At 61.6% G+C, this 19,631-nt stretch carries 24 protein-coding genes; 18 read left to right on the top strand and 6 right to left on the bottom strand.

Translation table 11 applies throughout. From position 1 onward, the window contains the following. Positions 1 to 100 precede the first annotated feature (100 nt). The gene (locus C4J90_RS24945; protein WP_124368680.1) at positions 101 to 388 is read right to left on the bottom strand and encodes a HigA family addiction module antitoxin; all 288 of its coding nucleotides are present in this window, start codon (positions 386 to 388) and stop codon (positions 101 to 103) included. A gap of 14 nt (positions 389 to 402) precedes the next feature. Next, a complete protein-coding gene (locus C4J90_RS24940; protein WP_124421042.1) occupies positions 403 to 681 on the bottom strand; it encodes a type II toxin-antitoxin system RelE/ParE family toxin in 279 nt (92 codons plus the stop codon). 348 nt (positions 682 to 1,029) lie between these two features. Here C4J90_RS24940 and C4J90_RS24935 point away from each other — a divergent pair, with 348 nt between their 5' ends. The 13 genes from C4J90_RS24935 (at position 1,030) to madM (ending at position 10,744) form a co-directional block, all read left to right on the top strand. Then, the gene (locus C4J90_RS24935) at positions 1,030 to 1,413 is read left to right on the top strand and encodes a polymorphic toxin type 44 domain-containing protein (RefSeq protein ID WP_124408411.1); all 384 of its coding nucleotides are present in this window, start codon (positions 1,030 to 1,032) and stop codon (positions 1,411 to 1,413) included. Beyond that, positions 1,391 to 1,810 carry a hypothetical protein gene (locus tag C4J90_RS24930; RefSeq protein WP_124421041.1) on the top strand — a complete coding sequence of 140 codons (420 nt, stop codon included), beginning with the start codon at positions 1,391 to 1,393 and terminating at the stop codon, positions 1,808 to 1,810. Before C4J90_RS24935 ends, C4J90_RS24930 begins: the two co-directional genes overlap by 23 nt. A gap of 601 nt (positions 1,811 to 2,411) precedes the next feature. Next, a complete protein-coding gene (locus tag C4J90_RS24925; protein ID WP_124364791.1) occupies positions 2,412 to 2,657 on the top strand; it encodes a DUF6124 family protein in 246 nt (81 codons plus the stop codon). 61 nt (positions 2,658 to 2,718) lie between these two features. Continuing rightward, positions 2,719 to 3,348, top strand: a complete 630-nt coding sequence (locus C4J90_RS24920; protein ID WP_124421040.1) for a nucleotidyltransferase domain-containing protein — start codon at positions 2,719 to 2,721, stop codon at positions 3,346 to 3,348. A 266-nt stretch (positions 3,349 to 3,614) separates the two neighbouring features. Continuing rightward, positions 3,615 to 5,285, top strand: coding sequence for a malonate decarboxylase subunit alpha (mdcA, locus tag C4J90_RS24915; RefSeq protein WP_124421039.1), 1,671 nt, complete (start codon positions 3,615 to 3,617; stop codon positions 5,283 to 5,285). Beyond that, positions 5,286 to 6,119 carry a triphosphoribosyl-dephospho-CoA synthase gene (locus tag C4J90_RS24910; protein WP_124421038.1) on the top strand — a complete coding sequence of 278 codons (834 nt, stop codon included), beginning with the start codon at positions 5,286 to 5,288 and terminating at the stop codon, positions 6,117 to 6,119. Continuing rightward, positions 6,119 to 6,418 carry a malonate decarboxylase subunit delta gene (locus C4J90_RS24905; RefSeq protein WP_124364787.1) on the top strand — a complete coding sequence of 100 codons (300 nt, stop codon included), beginning with the start codon at positions 6,119 to 6,121 and terminating at the stop codon, positions 6,416 to 6,418. The genes C4J90_RS24910 and C4J90_RS24905 overlap by 1 nt, the downstream gene beginning before the upstream one ends. Then, positions 6,411 to 7,253, top strand: coding sequence for a biotin-independent malonate decarboxylase subunit beta (locus tag C4J90_RS24900; RefSeq protein ID WP_124421037.1), 843 nt, complete (start codon positions 6,411 to 6,413; stop codon positions 7,251 to 7,253). The genes C4J90_RS24905 and C4J90_RS24900 overlap by 8 nt, the downstream gene beginning before the upstream one ends. Next, positions 7,250 to 8,020: a biotin-independent malonate decarboxylase subunit gamma gene (gene mdcE, locus C4J90_RS24895; RefSeq protein WP_124408404.1), complete on the top strand. Its 771-nt coding sequence runs from the start codon at positions 7,250 to 7,252 to the stop codon at positions 8,018 to 8,020. Before C4J90_RS24900 ends, mdcE begins: the two co-directional genes overlap by 4 nt. Beyond that, complete coding sequence (locus C4J90_RS24890; RefSeq protein WP_124421036.1) at positions 8,014 to 8,610, top strand: malonate decarboxylase holo-ACP synthase; 597 nt, start codon at positions 8,014 to 8,016, stop codon at positions 8,608 to 8,610. The genes mdcE and C4J90_RS24890 overlap by 7 nt, the downstream gene beginning before the upstream one ends. Then, positions 8,607 to 9,506, top strand: coding sequence for a malonate decarboxylase subunit epsilon (gene mdcH, locus C4J90_RS24885; RefSeq protein ID WP_124421035.1), 900 nt, complete (start codon positions 8,607 to 8,609; stop codon positions 9,504 to 9,506). Before C4J90_RS24890 ends, mdcH begins: the two co-directional genes overlap by 4 nt. A 67-nt stretch (positions 9,507 to 9,573) precedes the next feature. After that, a complete protein-coding gene (madL, locus tag C4J90_RS24880; protein ID WP_124364782.1) occupies positions 9,574 to 9,978 on the top strand; it encodes a malonate transporter subunit MadL in 405 nt (134 codons plus the stop codon). A 1-nt stretch (position 9,979) separates the two neighbouring features. Then, positions 9,980 to 10,744 carry a malonate transporter subunit MadM gene (gene madM / locus C4J90_RS24875; RefSeq protein WP_124421034.1) on the top strand — a complete coding sequence of 255 codons (765 nt, stop codon included), beginning with the start codon at positions 9,980 to 9,982 and terminating at the stop codon, positions 10,742 to 10,744. A gap of 119 nt (positions 10,745 to 10,863) precedes the next feature. Here madM and C4J90_RS24865 read toward each other — a convergent pair whose 3' ends face one another. Continuing rightward, positions 10,864 to 11,784, bottom strand: coding sequence for a LysR substrate-binding domain-containing protein (locus tag C4J90_RS24865; RefSeq protein ID WP_124421032.1), 921 nt, complete (start codon positions 11,782 to 11,784; stop codon positions 10,864 to 10,866). A gap of 144 nt (positions 11,785 to 11,928) precedes the next feature. On the opposite strand from C4J90_RS24865, the gene C4J90_RS24860 reads away from it, so the two are divergent. Continuing rightward, the gene (locus tag C4J90_RS24860) at positions 11,929 to 12,546 is read left to right on the top strand and encodes a hemolysin III family protein (RefSeq protein WP_124421031.1); all 618 of its coding nucleotides are present in this window, start codon (positions 11,929 to 11,931) and stop codon (positions 12,544 to 12,546) included. 15 nt (positions 12,547 to 12,561) lie between these two features. Here the strand turns inward: C4J90_RS24860 and C4J90_RS24855 are convergent, their stop codons facing one another. After that, complete coding sequence (locus C4J90_RS24855; protein WP_124421030.1) at positions 12,562 to 13,464, bottom strand: LysR family transcriptional regulator; 903 nt, start codon at positions 13,462 to 13,464, stop codon at positions 12,562 to 12,564. A gap of 107 nt (positions 13,465 to 13,571) precedes the next feature. Here C4J90_RS24855 and C4J90_RS24850 point away from each other — a divergent pair, with 107 nt between their 5' ends. Then, a complete protein-coding gene (locus tag C4J90_RS24850; RefSeq protein ID WP_124421029.1) occupies positions 13,572 to 14,813 on the top strand; it encodes a D-amino acid dehydrogenase in 1,242 nt (413 codons plus the stop codon). Between the two features lie 34 nt (positions 14,814 to 14,847). After that, entirely contained in the window at positions 14,848 to 15,750 is a 903-nt protein-coding gene (locus tag C4J90_RS24845) for a transporter substrate-binding domain-containing protein (RefSeq protein WP_124421028.1), read from the top strand. Positions 15,751 to 15,824: 74 nt separating this feature from the next. On the opposite strand, the gene C4J90_RS24840 is transcribed toward C4J90_RS24845, so the two are convergent. Together C4J90_RS24840 and C4J90_RS24835 are read right to left on the bottom strand one after the other, a co-directional pair. Then, positions 15,825 to 16,544, bottom strand: a complete 720-nt coding sequence (locus C4J90_RS24840; protein ID WP_124421027.1) for a 16S rRNA (uracil(1498)-N(3))-methyltransferase — start codon at positions 16,542 to 16,544, stop codon at positions 15,825 to 15,827. A gap of 84 nt (positions 16,545 to 16,628) precedes the next feature. Further along, positions 16,629 to 18,035 carry an adenosylmethionine--8-amino-7-oxononanoate transaminase gene (locus C4J90_RS24835; protein WP_124364775.1) on the bottom strand — a complete coding sequence of 469 codons (1,407 nt, stop codon included), beginning with the start codon at positions 18,033 to 18,035 and terminating at the stop codon, positions 16,629 to 16,631. A 272-nt stretch (positions 18,036 to 18,307) separates the two neighbouring features. On the opposite strand from C4J90_RS24835, the gene C4J90_RS24830 reads away from it, so the two are divergent. Continuing rightward, complete coding sequence (locus C4J90_RS24830) at positions 18,308 to 18,859, top strand: cytochrome b (protein WP_124364774.1); 552 nt, start codon at positions 18,308 to 18,310, stop codon at positions 18,857 to 18,859. Between the two features lie 32 nt (positions 18,860 to 18,891). After that, complete coding sequence (locus C4J90_RS24825; protein WP_124415795.1) at positions 18,892 to 19,470, top strand: YceI family protein; 579 nt, start codon at positions 18,892 to 18,894, stop codon at positions 19,468 to 19,470. Positions 19,471 to 19,631: the final 161 nt, after the last annotated feature.

The raw sequence follows: 19,631 nt of genomic DNA, 5'->3' as shown, positions 1-19,631 counted from the left end.
CTTGCCCCCGATGGCGGTGTGCGAGTCTCAGCAACTGTCACTGAACCACCGCTATCGGGAGCAAGCCCCCTCCCACACTGATTGTGCTCGTCTGCAGACCTCAGTCAATCCGCGCAAACCGCTCGATCACTGGCTGCTCACGATGCTCGGCCTGCCACAAGTCGTAGGCGCTTTGCATCGACAGCCATAGCCGAGCGCTGCTTACGCCAGCGCGCTCCAACCTCACGGCAAGGTCAGGGCTGACAGGCGCATGACCATGCAGGATCCTTGAAAAGGTTTCGCGGGCGAAGCCAAGCCGCCGTGCCATTTCGGTGATGGTAATGCCCAGGGCCGGAATCACATCTTCAAGCAATATTTCACCTGGGTGAGGTGGGTTGTGCATACCCATATCGATACCTCTACTCAGTGGTAGTCAAGATAATCCACCAGTTCGACCTGGTCGTCGAACATCCGAAAAATGATGCGCCAGTTACCACTTATGCTGACGGACCAGTAGTCGATCAGGTCGCCTTTCAAACGATGGAAGCGCCAGCCGGGTAGGTCCAGTGCATCTGGGTGCTCGGCTTTGTCCAGAATGAGCAGAGCACGGCGCAAGCGCTTTGCATGATTTGCATTGATGCCTCGGGTTGAACCGGTTTCATAGAAGGCCCTAAGCCCTTTATGTTTCCAACTGACGATCATGGCGCGATTGTGATGTGATACATCACGCTCTGCAATGGCCTTGCATCGGGTTTAACGATCGGATTCATGATGCCTGCCCGTGGCGCTATCGGATCGAAAAGGGTAGAGAGGTGAGTTCCGAGCAACAACCTGAAAAGCCTGTCGGAGCATTCTTTGCTGCCTATCGGAATGGAGATCAGCGGGAGCGGCCAGCTCGGTCAATCAGTGGCTGCGTACGATGCTCGCCCTGCTACAACGTAGGGTTGGGATTTATATAACGTCTGAAATTTCTATACGTATCGCCTACGAATATTTGCTGATTTTTGAGTGCTAGTTTTAGCGTTCCACCCCATCAGCAAGGATTCGCAAATGGCTGTCCCTCCCATGCCTCCGGGCGTTTCGCTGCAAGACAATATCGCCTTGGCCAACAACCGCAGACTGCATTTGAAGCCCGGCTCGGCGTTCAGCTACTCATGGTTTTACTCACAGGTCAGAGGGCGCGGCCCATGGGATTACAAACAGAAAAGTCGCGACTACGAGGCATTCGGTAACTTCAACTATGGCGTTACCGGGACAGTGTTAGGGATACCGGAAGGCGTGCTGTTGCGGGCCGCCGGTGCAGCGCAAAAAGCAGCGGGTACGTCTCGGGCAGAGTTCGGCGATTGGTGGGGGGATGCGCCTTATGGTGATGACCATAGCGACCAGCACTGGATCAAGGAGGGCATCGAATATGCCAAAGCTCAAGGGTATTAAATGGGCCGTACAAGGTGCGTGCAATGTGTTGTTGGTCGTGTGTCTCGGGTACCTGGGGGCGGGCTGGTTGACGAGCCCCGGAGCGCCGGAGCTGGATCAGGTGGTGCTCAAGTACTCCTTGAAGAACGGCAGTTCGATCTACGGGGTGCGCGATGGGCGAGGGGGCGCGACTGTGGGGTATTCCTATCGGTATTACGTCAATGCCGCCATGACCACTGATGAGGAAATACTGACAGCGTTGGTGGCGAAACGTCCATTTCTGAAGACCAGAGAGCCTGACGTCCAAGTGGCCGAACATGAAGGCGTGCTTCATCTTTCGGTCAGTGGGCAGGTTTATGAATACAACAGCTATTCGCTTGAAGGTCTGGGCGCGGTGAATATAGACATGAAGTTGTAGCACCAACGAATCCGGGATTTATGGCGGTTGCCGGGCGTCCTGAACAGACCCTGTCTCGCACAGACACCGCTGAGCAAATGTGGGAGGGGGCTTGCCCCCGATAGCGGTATGCCAGTCTCAGCAACTGTCGATGATCGTCCCCACGCTCTGCGTGGGAATGCATCCCGTGACGCTTCGCGTCACCCTTGCGAAGGGCTTTAGTGTTGCGCTGGCTGGCGGGACGCGGAGCGTCCCCGGCGGCATTCCCACGCGGAGCGTGGGAACGATCAGATAGGCGGGACTTCGGATTTTTCCCGCATGATTTTGGGCTGTGCATGAACTTGTCCCATGCAGCCCGCGCGCCTAGTCTTCGTCCCGTCATCGCAAAAAACGGTGACACGGACGTGCAAGTCCGGTTACATGTCGGCGCACCAACGCCCATAGCCATTCAGCGGGCGTTTTTCATGCCTGCTGTACTTGTTATGGCGGCTGTGCGCGGGAGATCCTTCGGGGTCTGCCGGGGTCCGATATGCCCGGTCTTGCACACCTGCGCACAGCTGCCACCTTAATTCGCGTGCAAGCGGAAAAGGGCAGTCTCCATCACATATCGGAGCTGTAAATCATGGTCAAACCTACACCCAATCCACCCGCAAGCCTCTTCACCGTAACCCCTCACCAAAATACCGAAGCCCTGCTGGTCAACGCCAGCGAAACCCTGTCCTCCCTCAACGCACTCACCTGCAACCTGGCATTTGACCTGGACACCTCCCAGCGCGCAATCATGCTCGGGATCCAGCAAATGGCCGAGCTGGGGCAGTTGTTGGTGGATCAGGCGCTGGAACAGATTTCCCCTTCCTCGGCGGCTTAAAACTTGATCGTTCCCAAAAAGGGACCTATCGTTCCCTTTTTGGGACTTATTAGCCGCCGCCATGCACACCTTACCTCTCAGCACCGCGCTCTTCACTGTCACCCAGCAAAAAGTGCTGGGCCTGCTTTTCGGTAAGCCCGACCAAAGTTTCTTCACCAATGAAATCGCTCGCTGGGCGCTGGTGGGCAAGGGCAGTCTTACTCGCGAACTGGAGCGTTTGCAGCTGGCGGGCATCTTGAGCATGACGCGCCAGGGCAATCAGACCCACTATCAAGCCAACCCTCAATGCCCTATTTACGCGGAGCTGCTTGCCATCGTGCGCAAGACGCTGAGCCTGGATGAGCCATTGCGCAATGCACTGGCACCGTTCGCCGAGCACATAATCTGGGCCTTTATCTACGGCTCCATCGCCAAGGGCGAGGCGCACTCATCCAGTGACATAGATCTGATGCTGATTGGCGAAAGCCTCAACTACAGTGAAGTCATGGAGCAGCTCATACCGCTGGAAGAGCACCTGGGCCGCGCCATCAACCCGACGCTTTACACCCCTGAAGACTGGATCGGCAAATGGAATGCCGGGAACAGTTTTGTGCAGCGGGTCGTGCAGCAGGACAAGATCAATCTGATTGGGGCCAACCCCCTGGAATCCACGGATGGACAGCAAGGCAAACCTGGAGAATCTGCTGAATAAAACTGGAAGGTTTGTTGGCTGGTCATAAGTGGATATAGCGGGCTCGTTCAGACACCATTGGACAAAATGTGGGAGGGGGCTTGCTCCCGATGGCAGAGTGTCTGTCGATGGATGTGTCGACTGACCCACAGCCATCGGGAGCAAGCCCCCTCCCACATGTTGATCTTCGTTACTCCAGGCGTAACGGTTTGCTGCTGAGCTTGATTGATGCCCCCCTGAATCACTCCTAAGGTACAGCCCACGACAGCAAACCCCGTGGAGCGACCATGACAACCACAATAAACCCCGACTCGCGCTGGACGCGGCGGCGCGACGAGAAGCAGCGGCGGCTCGGGCTGGTTAAGCCGTTTGCAGACGGGGCAGTGTTGCCCAGTGACCGGATCGTCGAGGCGCTTGAGGCATTGATCCTCCCCGGCGACCGCGTGGTGCTGGAAGGCAACAACCAGAAACAGGCCGATTTCCTCTCGCGCTCCCTGGCCAAGGTCGACCCGGCCAAGCTCCACGATTTGCACATGATCATGCCCAGCGTCGGGCGCTCCGAGCACTTGGATCTGTTTGAAAAGGGCATCGCGCGCAAGCTCGACTTTTCCTTTGCCGGCACCCAATCCCTGCGCATCAGTCAATTGCTCGAAGACGGCCTGTTGGAAATCGGCGCGATCCATACCTACATCGAACTCTACGCACGGCTGGTGGTGGACCTGATCCCCAACGTGGTGCTCTCCGCCGGTTTCATGGCCGACCGTGCCGGCAACATCTACACCGGCGCCAGTACCGAAGACACGCCGGCGCTGATCGAGCCGGCCGCGTTCAGCGATGGCATCGTTATCGTGCAGGTCAACCAGTTGGTGGACGACGTTACTGACTTGCCCCGCGTCGACATCCCGGCAAGCTGGGTCGATTTTGTGGTGGTGGCCGACAAGCCGTTCTACATCGAGCCGCTGTTCACCCGCGACCCGCGCCACATCAAGCCGGTGCATGTGCTGATGGCGATGATGGCGATCCGTGGCATCTACGAAAAACACAATGTGCAGTCGCTCAACCATGGCATCGGTTTCAATACCGCCGCCATTGAATTGATCCTGCCCACCTACGGCGAATCCCTCGGCCTTAAAGGCAAGATCTGCCGCAACTGGACCCTCAACCCGCATCCCACGCTGATCCCCGCCATCGAAAGCGGCTGGGTTGAAAGCGTGCATTGCTTCGGCACCGAACTGGGCATGGAAAACTACATCGCCGCCCGCCCGGATGTGTTCTTCACCGGCCGCGACGGCTCGATGCGCTCCAACCGCATGTTCTGCCAATTGGCTGGCCAATATGCGGTGGACCTGTTTATCGGCGCCACCCTGCAGGTCGACGGCGACGGCCATTCCAGCACCGTGACCCGTGGCCGCCTCGCTGGTTTTGGCGGCGCGCCGAACATGGGCCACGACCCACGCGGCCGCCGCCATGGCACGCCGGCCTGGCTGGATATGCGCCACGACGATGCGCCGGTCGCACTGCTCGAGCGCGGCAAAAAGCTTGTAGTGCAAATGGTCGAGACCTTCCAGGAAGGCGGCAAGCCCACCTTCGTCGAGACCCTCGACGCGGTGGAGGTGGCACGCAAAAGCGGCATGCCCTTGGCGCCGATCATGATCTACGGCGACGACGTTACCCATCTGCTCACCGAAGAAGGCATCGCCTACCTCTACAAGGCCCGCTCCCTGGAGGAGCGCCAGGCGATGATCGCCGCCGTCGCCGGGGTGACCGCCATCGGCCTGCGCCATAACCCCAAGGACACCGCCCGCATGCGCCGCGAAGGCTTGATTGCCTTGCCCGAAGACTTGGGTATCCGCCGCACCGACGCCACCCGTGAACTGCTGGCCGCCAAGAGCGTGGCCGACCTGGTGGAGTGGTCCGGTGGCTTGTACAACCCGCCCGCCAAATTCAGGAGCTGGTAAATGCGCGCGCTCAAACTGCATGAAGTGAGCCTGGCCGATCGCCTGGCGGATATGGCCGTCGATGCGCTGATCGATGAAGCCGACCTGTCGCCCAAACCGGCCCTGGTGGACCGTCGCGGCAACGGTGCCCACAGTGATTTGCACCTGGGGCTGATGCACGCGTCGGCGCTGTCGCTGTGGCCGATGTTCAAGGAAATGGCCGAGGCTGCGCTTGAGTTCGGTGAAGTCGGTTTGCCCCTGCGTGAAGCCCTCGGGCGAATCGGTCGTGACGGTGAGCAGGCGATGCTTGCTACCACGGGCGGCGTGAATACCCATCGCGGCGCGATCTGGGCCCTCGGCCTGCTGACTGCGGCGGCAGCGCTGCAACCCCGCGCCATACCGCTGAACGCCGCCAGGCTGGCCCTGCTCAACGACCGCTACGCCCCGCAACCCTTGAGCCACGGCGCGCTGGTCGCCCAGCGCTACGGCGCACGCGGCGCCCGTGAAGAAGCGCAACTGGGCTTCCCGTCAGTGCTGCAACGCGGCCTGCCGCAATTGCACAAAAGCCGCCAGCAACACGCCGGTGAACAGAACGCGCGCCTCGACGCCTTGCTCGCGATCATGACCGACCTGGCCGACACCTGCGTGCTCTACCGCGCCGGCCTGGAAGGCCTGCAGGCCATGCAGCGCGGCGCCCAGGCCGTGCTCGACGCCGGCGGCAGCGCCAGCCTCGCCGGTCGCCGCCAACTGCACGCGCTGGACCAACAACTGCTGGCCCTGAATGCCTCTCCCGGCGGCGCCGCCGACCTGTTGGCCGCCTGCCTGTTTATCGACCGCCTCGACGGAGCGTTGTGATGGAAACCTTAACCTTTGAATTTCCCGCCGGGCAGCCAGCAAAAGGCCGCGCGCTGGTGGGGTGCGTCGGCTCCGGCGACCTTGAGGTGCTGCTGGAACCGGGCACCGCCGGCACGTTGACCATCCAGGTACAGACCTCGGTGAATGGCGCCGAACAACGCTGGCAGCACCTGTTCGAACGCATCTTTCAGGAGCAGACACCACCGGCCCTGAACATTGATATCCACGATTTCGGCGCCACCCCCGGCGTGGTGCGCTTGCGCCTGGAGCAAGGCTTCGAGGAGATCGGCCATGACTGACTTGCTCGCCAAACACAGCTTCGTCGAACTGGGTGCGCGGCAGCGGGCCAAGGCCTTGTTGGATGCCGGCACCTTTCGCGAACTGATCGGCCCCTTCCAGCGCGTCATGTCGCCCTGGCTCAGCCGCCAAGGTGTGGTGCCCCAGGCCGATGACGGCGTGGTGATCGCCAAGGGCAGCATCGGCGGCTTGCCTGTGGTGATTGCAGCCATTGAAGGCAACTTCCAGGGCGGCAGCCTCGGTGAAGTCGGCGGCGCAAAAATCGCTGGTGCCCTGGAACTGGCGGCTGAAGACAACCGCAACGGCATCCCGACGCGCGCCGTGCTGCTATTGGAAACCGGGGGTGTGCGGCTGCAGGAAGCGAACCTGGGGCTGGCCGCGATTGCCGACATACACGCGGCGATTGTCGACCTGCGCCAGTACCAGCCGGTGATCGGCGTGGTGGCGGGCAGCGTGGGGTGTTTCGGTGGCATGTCCATCGCGGCCGGGCTGTGCAGCTACCTCGTGGTCACACGTGAAGCGCGCTTGGGCCTCAATGGCCCGCAGGTGATCGAACAGGAAGCCGGGCTGGAAGAATACGACTCGCGCGATCGGCCCTTTATCTGGAGCCTCACCGGCGGCGAACAGCGTTTCAACAGCGGCCTGGCCGACCGTTACGTGGCTGACGATGTGGCGCAGATCCAGCAGACGGTCAGTGCGTTGTTGCAGCAAGGCTTGCCCGCGCTACAACGCAGTCGCCAGGCTGATTATTACCTCACACGCTTGGCCGAATTGGACGCCGTACCGCAAATCGACCCGGCGACGGTGCGCGAGCTGTATCAAGGAGAACGCTCATGAGAGGCTTGCAGTGGTTCAACGCATTGAGCGCCGGCGCTGCGCCTGTAGCAGGTTTGCCGGCGTCGCTGAGGGTTGCCGACGCGGTCTTGGGTGAGCAAAAAGTGCGCTTTGTCGCCGTGGTCACTGACGCGCAAAACCGCTTCCCCCGGGCGCGCAATGGCGAAGTCGGCCTGCTCGAAGGCTGGGGCCTGGCCAAGGCCGTCGATGAGGCCGTCGCGAGGGGCGACAAGCGTCCCATCATCGCCATCGTCGATGTGCCTAGCCAAGCCTATGGCCGTCGCGAAGAAGCGCTCGGCATCCATCAGGCCCTGGCCGCTGCTGCCGACAGCTACGCTCGTGCCCGTCTCGCCGGGCATCCGGTAATCGCATTGCTGGTGGGCAAGGCCATGTCCGGTGCGTTCCTGGCCCACGGTTACCAGGCCAACCGCCTGATCGCCCTGCGTGACCCCGGCGTGATGGTGCACGCCATGGGCAAGGCTTCGGCGGCGCGGGTGACGCTGCGCAGCGTCGAAGAGCTGGAAGCCCTGGCCGCCAGTGTGCCGCCCATGGCCTACGACATCGACAGCTATGCCAGCCTCGGCTTGCTCTGGGAGACCTTGTCGGTCAGCCAGATTGAACAGCCCACGGCGGACGATGTGGCGCGAGTCAGCGATTGCCTGATGAATGCGATCAAGGATGTCGGCAGCACCGATTTGAGCGGGCGCCTCGGCGCGACTAATCGCGCAGCCTCCAGCCACGTTCGCCAATTGCTGCGGGAGCAATGGTGAACGCCCACGACTTGCTCTGGGGCATGACCCCGGCGCATGTGCCCGCCGACGCACCGGCCTGGGTGCGGGAGACGCTCGGTGCCGGCCACCCGGTGGTGGTGCGCCGTGCCATCGCCGAACCGGGTTATGTGGCGGTCGGCGTGCGCGGGCGTTTGCGCGAGCACCGTTTTGCCGGGTGGATGCCGCTGGCGGCGGTGCAGCGGCGGGTGATCCCGGAAGCGTTGCGTGGGGTGATTTCGCCGAGGGATTTACCGGCGTTGCGCGCGCTCGACCAACTGCGGCCGGTGTTGGCGCAGGAGAGATGGGGCGTCACGGGCAGCGCGGGTTTCGAGTTGGCCAGCGGGATTAAAGCGCTGCATGCCCAGAGTGACCTGGATTTGCTTCTGCGCACCCCCGAACCTTTGGCCCGCGATGATGCTGAAGACCTCCTGGCGATGCTTGATAGGACAGAGTGCGCCGTCGACCTGCAACTGCAAACCCCGTTCGGCGCCGTCGCCTTGCGCGAATGGGCCAGCGGTTCACCCCGCGTGCTACTGAAAACCGCCAGCGGTGCACGCCTGGTGCTCGACCCGTGGCAGGCCGTGGCATGAGCAGCCTGCTGGTGTTTCCGGGGCAGGGTGCCCAACGGCCGGGCATGCTCCAGTCGCTGCCCGAAGCGGTGCTGGAAGAAGCCAGCGATGTGCTGGGCGAAGACGTACGCCTGCTCGATTCGGAGCAAGCCCTGGCAAGTACCCGCGCCGTGCAACTGTGCCTGTTGATCGCCGGCATTGCCCACGCCCGTCTGTTGGAGCGCACCCCGGATTACGTCGCGGGCCTGTCCATCGGCGCCTATCCCGCCGCTGTCATCGCCGGCGCGCTGGATTTCGCCGACGCCGTCAGGCTGGTCAGCCTGCGCGGTGAGTTGATGCAGCAGGCTTATCCACACGGCTATGGCATGACCGCGCTGATAGGCCCTGATTTATCCACCGTTGAAACGTTGCTGGCCGAGATCCACAGCGCGCAAACCCCCGTGTACCTGGCCAATATCAACGCCGATAACCAGACGGTCATCGCCGGCAGCGACGAGGCGATGAAACAGGTGGCGGCGCGCATCAAAGGCAACGGCATCGCCCGGCGCCTGGCCGTCAGCGTACCGTCCCACTGCGCGTTGCTGGACGCACCCGCCAAGGTCCTTGCCCACGCCTTCGTCCCGCTCAAGACGCCGCGCATCACCTACCTGAGCAGCACCCGCGCGCGGCCGATCCACAACCCCGAACACCTTTGCGACGACCTGGCTTTCAACATGTGCCGCGTCGTCGATTGGCGCGGCACCGCGCAAAGCGCCTACGAGCGCGGTGTGCGCCTGCAAATCGAACTGCCCCCGGGCGCCGTGCTCACCGGCCTGTCACGCCGCGTCTTCGAACAAGGCACGGTGATTGCCTGCGAAGGCGCGCGCCTGGACACCTTGCAGGCCTTGCTGGAAGAGGAGGAGCGCCGCCACCGATAAAGCACCACCCAAGGCTTTCGAAGCACAACAACAACAATTTCGATCGAGCACTTTGAGGACAACAACAATGATTATCTACGGTGTGGCATTGCTGGCGATCTGCACGCTCGCGGGCGTGATCATGGGCGACATGCTCGGCGTTTTACTGGGCGTCAAATCCAACGTGGGCGGCGTGGGCATCGCCATGATCCTGCTGATCTGTGCACGGTTGTGGATGCAAAAGCGCGGCGGCATGACCAAGGAGTGCGAGATGGGCGTGGGCTTCTGGGGTGCCATGTACATTCCGGTGGTGGTGGCGATGGCCGCGCAACAAAACGTCGTGACCGCCCTGCACGGCGGCCCGGTCGCGGTGCTGGCGGCGATTGGTTCGGTGGTGGTCTGTGGTTGCACCATCGCCTTGATCAGCCGCACGCACAGGGGCGAGCCTTTGCCCGCCGAAGAACCGCTGATCGTTCCTGCGGGAGGCCGCTGAAATGTGGGACCTCATTGAGAAAGGTTTGGAACATAACGGCCTGATCACCGCATTTGCCTTTGTGGGCGTGGTGATGTGGATTTCGGTGGTGCTGTCCAAGCGCCTTACGTTCGGACGCATCCACGGCTCGGCGATTGCCATCGTCATCGGCCTGGTGCTGGCCTGGGTCGGCGGCACGCTCACGGGTGGGCAGAAGGGCCTGGCGGACCTGGCCCTGTTCTCCGGTATCGGCCTGATGGGCGGTGCGATGTTGCGGGATTTCGCCATTGTTGCCACGGCGTTTGAAGTGCAGGCCACCGAGGCGCGCAAAGCCGGCATGATCGGTGTGATTGCGCTGCTGCTGGGCACAATCCTGCCATTCATCGTCGGCGCGAGCATGGCCTGGGCCTTCGGTTATCGCGATGCGATCAGCATGACCACCATTGGCGCGGGTGCGGTGACCTACATTGTAGGCCCAGTCACCGGCGCGGCGATTGGCGCGACCTCGGATGTGATGGCGCTGTCGATTGCCACCGGGTTGATCAAGGCGATTCTGGTGATGGTCGGCACACCAGTGGCGGCGCGCTGGATGGGCCTGGACAACCCGCGTTCGGCGATGGTGTTTGGTGGCTTGGCCGGCACCGTGAGCGGGGTGACGGCGGGGCTGGCGGCGACGGATCGGCGGTTGGTGCCGTATGGCGCGCTGACGGCGACGTTTCATACCGGGCTTGGGTGTTTGCTCGGGCCTTCGCTGCTGTATTTCATTGTGCGGGGGGTGGTGGGCTGAGTGATCGTTCCCACGCTCCGCGTGGGAATGCAGCCCTGGACGCTCCGCGTCCGCTCTTGAAGTCGGGACGCGGAGCGTCCCAGGAGGCGTGTCCCACGCGGAGCGTGGGAACGATCAGCTCAGGCTGACCCCTGCCGATTGGTATACATCCGACACTCCGCCAACAGCGCCAGCAAGTTCGGATCGCGCTCCTTGGCTTTCAAAAACACCACGCCGATATGCTGCTGCAGCCGATACCTGGGCTGCAGCGGTATCAGCTTCACGCGGTTCTCATACACCGCCGCAATCCTGCCCGGCAGCAGCGCATAACCCACGCCCGAGCTGACCATGCTCAGCAGCGTGAAGATGTCGTTGACCTGCATCGCCACTTTCGGCTCGAACCCGGCCTGCTTGAACACGCGGTTGCCGTCCTGGTGCGTCGCAAAGCCTTGGGTGAGGGTGATAAAGGTCGCGTCGCGCACGTCGGCCAGGTCGATCTGCTGTTCGCGATCGAAGGGCGAGTCGGCGGGGGTGGCGAGGTAGATGTCGTCGCTGAACAGCGCAATCTGCGCACAGTCCGGGTCGTTGGCATGGTCGTCAAGGGCGATGAGGATCGCGTCCACTTCCATGTTCTTGAGCTTGTAGAGCAGGTCGAAATTGGAGCCCAGGATCAGGTCGATATTCAGTTCGCTGCGGCGAATTTTCAGGCCCATGATCAGTTGCGGCACGGTCTTGACCGTCAATGAATACAGCGAGCCCAACTTGAAGCGTTCGGCGGAGAAGCCGGCGGCTTCGCGGGTCAGGCGTACGCTGTCGACCACATCGGCCACCAGTTTCTGCGCGCGCTCTTCGAGTACATAGGCGCTTTCCAGTGGCGTGAGATTGCGCCCTTCGTGCTTGAACAACGGGCAGCGCAGGGCGTTTTCCAGCGAATGAATGGCGCGGTGCACGCTGACGTTGCTGGTTTGCAGCTCGGCGGCGGCGCGGGCCAGATTGCCGGTGCGCATGAATGCCAGGAAGATTTCCAGCTTTTTGAGGGTGAATTCTTCGTCGATCAACATGGCCGTGGCTCTTGTTCGAATGCCCTCGATTGTGCCCGCAAATGTGCTCGGCGTCCTCGGAACGTCATAAGGCGCTTGCACTCTTATGGCGAAGGCTGGAGGCTTGCCAGCCAACCCTTATTGGTCACGGGAGGTCGGTTGCAGATGTACCACGGGGAACGATTCAACGCCTGGAGCCATTTGCTCGGTGCAGTCGCGGCGTGTATTGGCGTCGTGTGGATGTTGGTGGTGGCGAGCCTGGACGGCAGCCCCTGGAAAATCGTCAGTGTGGCGATTTATGGCTTTACCTTGATGGTGCTGTACAGCGCGTCCACCGTGTACCACAGCGTGCGCGGGCGACGAAAAGAGATCATGCAGAAGGTCGATCACTTTTCGATCTACCTTTTGATCGCCGGCAGCTACACCCCGTTTTGCCTGGTGACGCTACGCGGGCCGTGGGGCTGGACGCTGTTCGGGATTGTGTGGGGGCTAGCGGTGATCGGCATCTTGCAGGAGATCAAGCCCCGCTCGGAGAAGCGCCTCCTGTCGATCGTGATCTATGCGGTGATGGGCTGGATCGTGCTGGTGGCGGTCAAGCCGCTGCTCGCGGCGTTGGGCACGGCAGGGTTTACCTGGCTGGCGGCGGGCGGGGTGTTGTACACCGTCGGCATTATCTTTTTTGCCCTGGAGGACCGCCTGCGCCACTCCCATGGCATCTGGCATCTGTTCGTGATCGGCGGCAGCCTGCTGCATTTTGTGGCGATCATGCATTACGTGCTTTGAATGTGGGAGGTGTGTTTAGAGACGCTCCAGCAGCTCACAGGCGCGGCTGCCGAAAATCTCCAGCAGCCTGGCCAGCATATGCGGCGGGGGCTCGTTGGCGCGGGTCAATGCATAGAGGGTAATCGGCAGCGGCGGGGTGAGCGTGCGAATGTGGGTAGTGGCCGTTGAGGCACCCAGCGCGGTGAACGGATCGATCACGGTGAGGCCGGCGCCGGATTCGACCATCGCGCGGGCCAGGGAATAGGTTTGCACCGAGATCGTCACCCGTGGCGGCGGGTCGACATTTTCCAGGTAGTTGCCCAGCTTCGCCGCCAGCGGGTCGGCGCTGGACAGGCCGATCAAAGGCGCGCCGGCCAGTTCGGCCAGCGGCAAGGGCATGTGCCGTTCAGCGTCCGACCAATAGCCTTTTGACGCTAGCGCCACCAGCACGCCGTTGGCCAGCACCTGGGTGGTGAGCCCCGGATGGCCGGAGAACGTGAGGGTCAACGCCAGGTCGATCTCGCGCATCAACAGCTTCTGCACCAGCTCGCGGCTATGGTCGCTGGACAGCTCACAGGCAATGTCCGGGTAATCACGCTTCCATTCCAGGATCGACGGCGGCAGCAGCGACAGCGCCAACGCCGGGATCGCACCGATGCGGATGCTTTGCCCCGGTTCGCGCCGCAAGCTCTTGGCCAGACGCCTCACGCCTTGCAGGCTTGCGCTGACTTTTTCGACTTCGCTTTCCAGCGCCAGGGCTTCCGGCGTGGGCTGCAATTTGCCGCGTACCCGCAGGAACAGCGCAAAGCCCAGCTGCAGTTCGGCGTGCTGCAACACTTTGGTCACCGCCGGTTGCGAGACGTGCAGCAGCTGCGCGGCGGCACTGATGGAGCCGGTCTGGCGGATGGCCTGGAAGATTTCGATATGACGCAAGCGCATGGCGAGTCCCATAACCTTTGTTTATAGGTGAGCCATCTTTATTCATTGTCGGTGGCCTGTCACCTGGCTCTACGCTGAGCGCTGTCAATTAACGGCGGGAGGCGGGGATGGCCAGGCAGGTTTGCATTATTGGCGGTGGGGTTATCGGCCTGGCGAGCGCTTTTGCGTTGGTGCGTGCCGGCCATAGAGTGACGCTGATCGAAGCGCGTGACAGCCTGGGCAGTGAAACCAGTTACGCCAATGGCGGGCAGTTGTCCTACCGCTATGTTGCGCCGCTGGCCGACGCCGGGGTGCCGCTGCAAGCGATTGGCTGGTTACTGCGCGGTGACTCGCCGTTGAAGCTGCGCCCGCGTCTCGATCCCCAGCAATGGCGCTGGATGGCCGCCTTTATCGGCGCCTGTCGTAGTTCGGTGAACAAGCGCAATGCCGCTCACTTGCTGCGCCTGGCATCCCTGAGCCAGGACACCTTGCAGCAATGGCGCGAGGAAGATCGCCTGGGCGACTTCGATTGGCGACGCAATGGCAAGCTGGTGACGTTTCGCAACGCCAATACCTTTGAACATGCCCGCAGTAAAGTGACCAATGTCCTGCAACAGCAGGTGTTGTCCGCTAGCGATTGCACGCGCCTGGAGCCGGCGTTGGCCGGTGATGGTTTTGTCGGCGGGATCTACACGCCCAACGAGGAAGTAGCGGATTGTCATGCCTTTTGCCAGCAATTGGCGGCGCGGCTGGAAGCATCGGGGCGTTGCACATTTTTGTTGGGGCGCAGGGTTACCCGGATTCGTCATACCGAAGGAGTGGTGCACGCCCTCCAATTGGGTGATGAGGTGATGCCGGTCGAGCAACTGGTGCTGGCAGCAGGGCATCGCAGCGCTGAGTTGGGCTTGCCGGGGTTGTCGCTGCCGCTGTATCCGCTCAAGGGCTATAGCCTGAGCGTGCCGATTGGCGCGCAGCACCGGGCGCCGAATGTGAGCATCACCGACTACGATCGCAAGATCGTCTACGCGCGCATCGGTGAGCAACTGCGGGTCGCGGCCATGGTGGACATTGTCGGCTTCGACGCGGGTCTTGATCCCAAGCGGCTGGCTTTGATGAAACGCCAGGCCCTTGAGACATTTCCCAATGCCGGCGACTACGCCCACGCGGTTGAATGGGCCGGTATGCGCCCGGCCACGCCCACCGGGGTGCCGCTGATTGGCGCAAGCCGCTACCGCAACCTGTGGCTGAATCTCGGCCACGGCGCCCTTGGCTTCACGCTGGCGTGCGGCAGCGGCCAACTGCTGGCCGAGTTGATCGGTCAGCGCAGCCCTTCCATCGATATGCAGGGCCTGACGCCCCGCGCCGCTTGACACTCGACCACCCGAAAACCAACGGAGAATAACAATGAAAAAGATCCTGTTGACCGGCTGTACCCTGGGCCTTTTGTTCGGCGCACAGGCCCATGGGGCCCAAGCGCCGCTGGAGGGCACCCTGGGCAAGATCGCCAATGCCAGGTCCATCACCCTGGGATACCGCGATGCGTCGGTGCCGTTTTCCTATGTAGGGGATAGCAGTGGCAAACCCATGGGCTATTCAGTGGACCTGGCAAGCAAGATCGTCGAGCGTATCCAGCAGAAAACCGGGGTGGCCAACCTTAACGTCAAGTACACCCTGGTGACCTCACAGACCCGAATTGCGCTGGTGCAGAACGGTACCGTCGACCTGGAATGCGGCTCTACCGGGGTGACGGCCGACCGGCAGAAGCAGGTGGCATTTTCCTACGGGTTTATTTACGTGAAGGGGCAATTGCTGACGGCGAAGGACAGCGGCATCAAGGGCTTTGCCGACCTTAACGGCAAGAACGTGGTCACCACCGCCGGTACCACTAACGAACGATTCCTCAAAAGCTACAACGCCGAACACAAGGCCAATATGTTTGTCATCAGCGCCAAGGACCACGGCGAGGCGTTCAAGATGCTCGAGACCGGCCGTGCGGCAGCGTTCTACATGGATGATGCGTTGCTCTACGGTGAACGTGCCAAGGCCAGGGACCCGCACAACTGGGTGGTGGTGGGCGAGGAGCAGTCGCGGGAGATCTACAGCTGCATGGTGCGCAAGGATGATCCGCAGTTTCTTGCGGTGGTCAATGAGACGCTGGGCGACCTGTACCGCTCGGGGGAGATCAACGGGATTTACCAGCGCTGGTTTGAACAGCCGATTCCGCCCAAGGGCCTGAACCTGGAGTTCCCGATGACCCGTGAGTTGAAGGCGATCATTGCCAAGCCTACCAACGACCCAGTGGAGTAGGCGGTAGCAACCCAACCAAATGTGGGAGGGGGCTTGCCCCTCCCACAGTGTTGACTGGGTTTGCAAAGGGGTAGTTAGAAGTCGCCCCAGAGTTGTTGGGCGACGGCCAAGGCGACCACCGGTGCAGTCTCGGTGCGCAACACCCGAGGGCCGAGGCGGGCGGCGTGGAAGCCGGCGCCTTGGGCGGTGTCGACTTCGTTGTCGGTCAGTCCGCCTTCAGGCCCGATCAGGAAGGCTAGGCTCGCAGGCTTGGCGTGGCTGACCATCGGCTCGGCCACCGGGTGCAGTACCAGCTTCAAGTCTGCCTCGGCTTGCTTGAGCCAGTCCGCCAGTAACAGCGGCGGGTGAATCACCGGCACCGTCGAGCGCCCGCATTGCTCGCACGCGCTGATCGCCACCTGGCGCCAGTGCAGCAGGCGTTTGTCGGCACGTTCGTCCTTGAGGCGCACTTCGCAGCGCTCGCTGAAAATCGGGGTGATGGCGTTGACGCCCAGTTCGGTGGCTTTCTGGATCGCCCAGTCCATGCGCTCGCCCCTGGACAGACCTTGGCCGAGGTGGATATGCAGCGGCGATTCGGCCTGGCCTTTGAAGCTTTCCGTCAGTTGCACGCTGACGCGTTTTTTACCGACTTCCAGCAAGCTGCCGAGAAACTCCTGGCCGGAGCCATCGAACAGTTGCACGGCGTCGCCCTCGCTCATGCGCAGCACGCGGCTGATGTAATGCGCCTGGGCTTCGGGCAACGCGTGATCGCCGAGGCTCAGCGGGGTGTCGGTGAAAAAGCGGGACAGTCTCATATGTGTTCTCTGGAAAAGGGTGTGCAGAGCGGACGCGGAGCGTCCAGGGCTGCATTCCCACGCGGAGCGTGGGAACGATCATGGTTAACCTGGGTCGCGAAAGCCTGGGTGAAAATCCTTCGGCACGGCAACGCTGACCTTGCTGTTGGTGGCGATATCGATGCCTTCACTCGCAACCTCGGCAAGGAAATCGATCTGCTCCGGGGTAATCACATACGGCGGCAGGAAGTACACCACGCTGCCCAACGGTCGCAACAGCGCGCCGCGTTCCAGGGCGTGCTCGAACACCTTCAGGCCACGGCGTTCCTGCCAGGGGTAGGCGGTCTTGGTAGCTTTGTCCTGCACCATCTCGATGGCCAGGACCATGCCGGTCTGGCGCACTTCAGACACATGCGGATGGTCGACCAGATGCGCCGTGGCCGTGGCCATGCGCTGGGCCAAGGCCTTGTTGTTTTCGATGACGTTGTCTTCTTCGAAAATATCCAGGGTGGCCAGGGCCGCCGCGCAGGCCAGCGGGTTGCCGGTGTAGCTGTGGGAATGCAGGAAGGCGCGCAGGGTCGGGTAGTCGTCGTAGAAGGCGTCGTACACGTCGTCGGTGGTGACCACGGCGGCCAGCGGCAGGTAGCCGCCGGTCAGGGCCTTGGACAGGCACAGGAAGTCCGGGCGGATGCCGGCCTGTTCACAGGCGAACATGCTGCCGGTGCGGCCAAAGCCCACGGCGATTTCGTCGTGGATCAGGTGCACGCCATAACGGTCACAGGCTTCGCGCAGCAGCTTGAGGTACACCGGGTGATACATGCGCATGCCACCGGCGCCCTGGATCAGCGGTTCGACGATCACGGCGGCGACGCTGTCGTGGTGCTCGGCCAGGGTCTGTTCCATGGCCTGGAACATCGTGCGCGAATGCTCTTCCCAGCTCACGCCCTCGGGGCGCAGGTAGCAGTCAGGGCTCGGCACTTTGAGGGTGTCGAGCAACAATGCCTTGTAGGTTTCGGTAAACAGCGGCACGTCGCCCACCGACATCGCCGCGATGGTCTCACCGTGGTAGCTGTTGGTCAGGGTGACGAAGCGCTTTTTATTCGGCAGGCCACGGTTGAGCCAGTAGTGAAAGCTCATTTTCAGCGCGACTTCGATACACGATGAGCCGTTATCGGCGTAGAAGCAGCGCGTCAGGCCTTCGGGGGTCATCGCCACAAGCCGCTCGGACAGCTCGATCACCGGCTGATGGCTGAAGCCGGCGAGGATCACGTGTTCCAACTGGTCGACCTGATCCTTGATGCGCTGGTTGATGCGCGGGTTGGCGTGGCCGAACACGTTGACCCACCAGGAACTGACGGCATCGAGGTAGCGCTTGCCTTCGAAGTCTTCCAGCCATACGCCTTCACCGCGCTTGATCGGGACCAGTGGCAGTTGCTGGTGGTCTTTCATCTGGGTGCAGGGATGCCACAGCACCGCGAGGTCGCGTTGCATCCACTGGTTGTTCAAGCCCATCGGTGATCTCCTCGAAGCGGTCCCGCAACCTGCGCGGGCGAAACAATCGCGCAAGCCTATGCAATGGTGGCGTGGGTCACAAGCCATTGTGGGGAAATTCGCGGTAAATGCAGGACGGTCTGTCACGTTTCTTGGGAATAGTCTTAATCCCTTGTTAATTTATGATGCATAGCCTTCAGATCGCATTTCTCGATATTTCAAAGCGAAATTTTTCGCTTTAATTCGATAGGTAAAGCGCTAGTCTTGGGCACAGTTCTTACGGGATTAAGTTCATGCAGTTACGCAATTCATCGGCCCGCTATGGCTGGGTCAGCATGGTTTTGCACTGGGGCGTGGCCTTGGTGGTATTTGGATTGTTCGCCCTGGGCCTGTGGATGGTCGGTCTCGATTACTACAGTGCCTGGCGCAAAGACGCGCCGGACCTGCACAAGAGCATTGGCATCACGCTGTTCGCCATCATGCTGGTACGTATCGTCTGGCGCCTGGTCAGCCCGCCGCCCGCGCCGCTGGCCAGCTACAGCCGGCTGACCCGCATCGGCGCCGCGTTTGGTCACGCGTTCCTGTATGTGGGGCTGTTTGCCGTGATGATTGCCGGTTACCTGATTTCCACCGCAGACGGTGTCGGTATTCCGGTGTTTGGCCTGTTTGAGATTCCTGCCGTGGTTTCCGGGCTACCGGACCAGGCAGACACCGCTGGCGTGGTGCATCTGTATCTCGCCTGGGTGTTGGTGGTCTTCGCCGGCTTGCATGGCGTGGCTGCGCTGAAACACCACTTTATCGATCGTGATGTGACCCTTAAGCGAATGCTGGGGCGCAAAGCCTGATGTTCAACCTCGACTCACAAGGAATAGAAAGCATGTTGAAAAAGACTCTCGCCGCTCTGGCTATCGGTACCGCCCTGCTGTCCGCAGGTCAGGTGATGGCTGCTGACTACAAGATCGACAAGGAAGGCCAGCACGCCTTCATCGACTGGAAAATCAGCCACCTGGGCTACAGCTCCATCCACGGTACCTTCAAGGACTGGGATGGTACTTTCAGCTGGGATGCCGCCAAGCCGGAAGCCAGCAAAATCGCAGTCGACGTGAAAACCGCCAGCCTGTGGTCCAACCACGCTGAGCGTGACAAGCACATCGCCAGCAAAGACTTCCTCGACGTGGCCAAGTTTGCCGACGCCAAGTTCGTGTCCACCGCGGTTAAACCCACCGGCGACAAAACCGCTGACGTGACCGGCGACCTGACGTTCCACGGTGTGACCAAGCCTGTGACCTTCAAGGCCACCTTCAACGGTGAAGGCAAGGATCCATGGGGCGGCGAGCGTGCTGGCTTCAACGCCAAGACCACGATCGACCTGAACGACTTCGGCGTGAAAGGCCCAGGCCCGACTTCGCAGACCGTCGACCTGGATATTTCGCTGGAAGGTGTGAAGCAGAAGTAATGTCCGCCTGACAATGCGGGCCTTTGTGGGAGGGGGCTTGCTCCCGATAGCGGTGGGTCAGCCCCAGCAGTGCTGGCTGATCCATTGCTATCGGGAGCAAGCCCCCTCCCACATTTGATCTGGTCGAGTCAAAAAAAATGCCCCGCATCCAAGATGCGGGG

Source organism: Pseudomonas sp. R2-60-08W (genome assembly GCF_003852335.1).
Classification (GTDB): Bacteria; Pseudomonadota; Gammaproteobacteria; order Pseudomonadales; family Pseudomonadaceae; genus Aquipseudomonas.
This window is presented reverse-complemented; position numbering and strand designations above follow the sequence as displayed.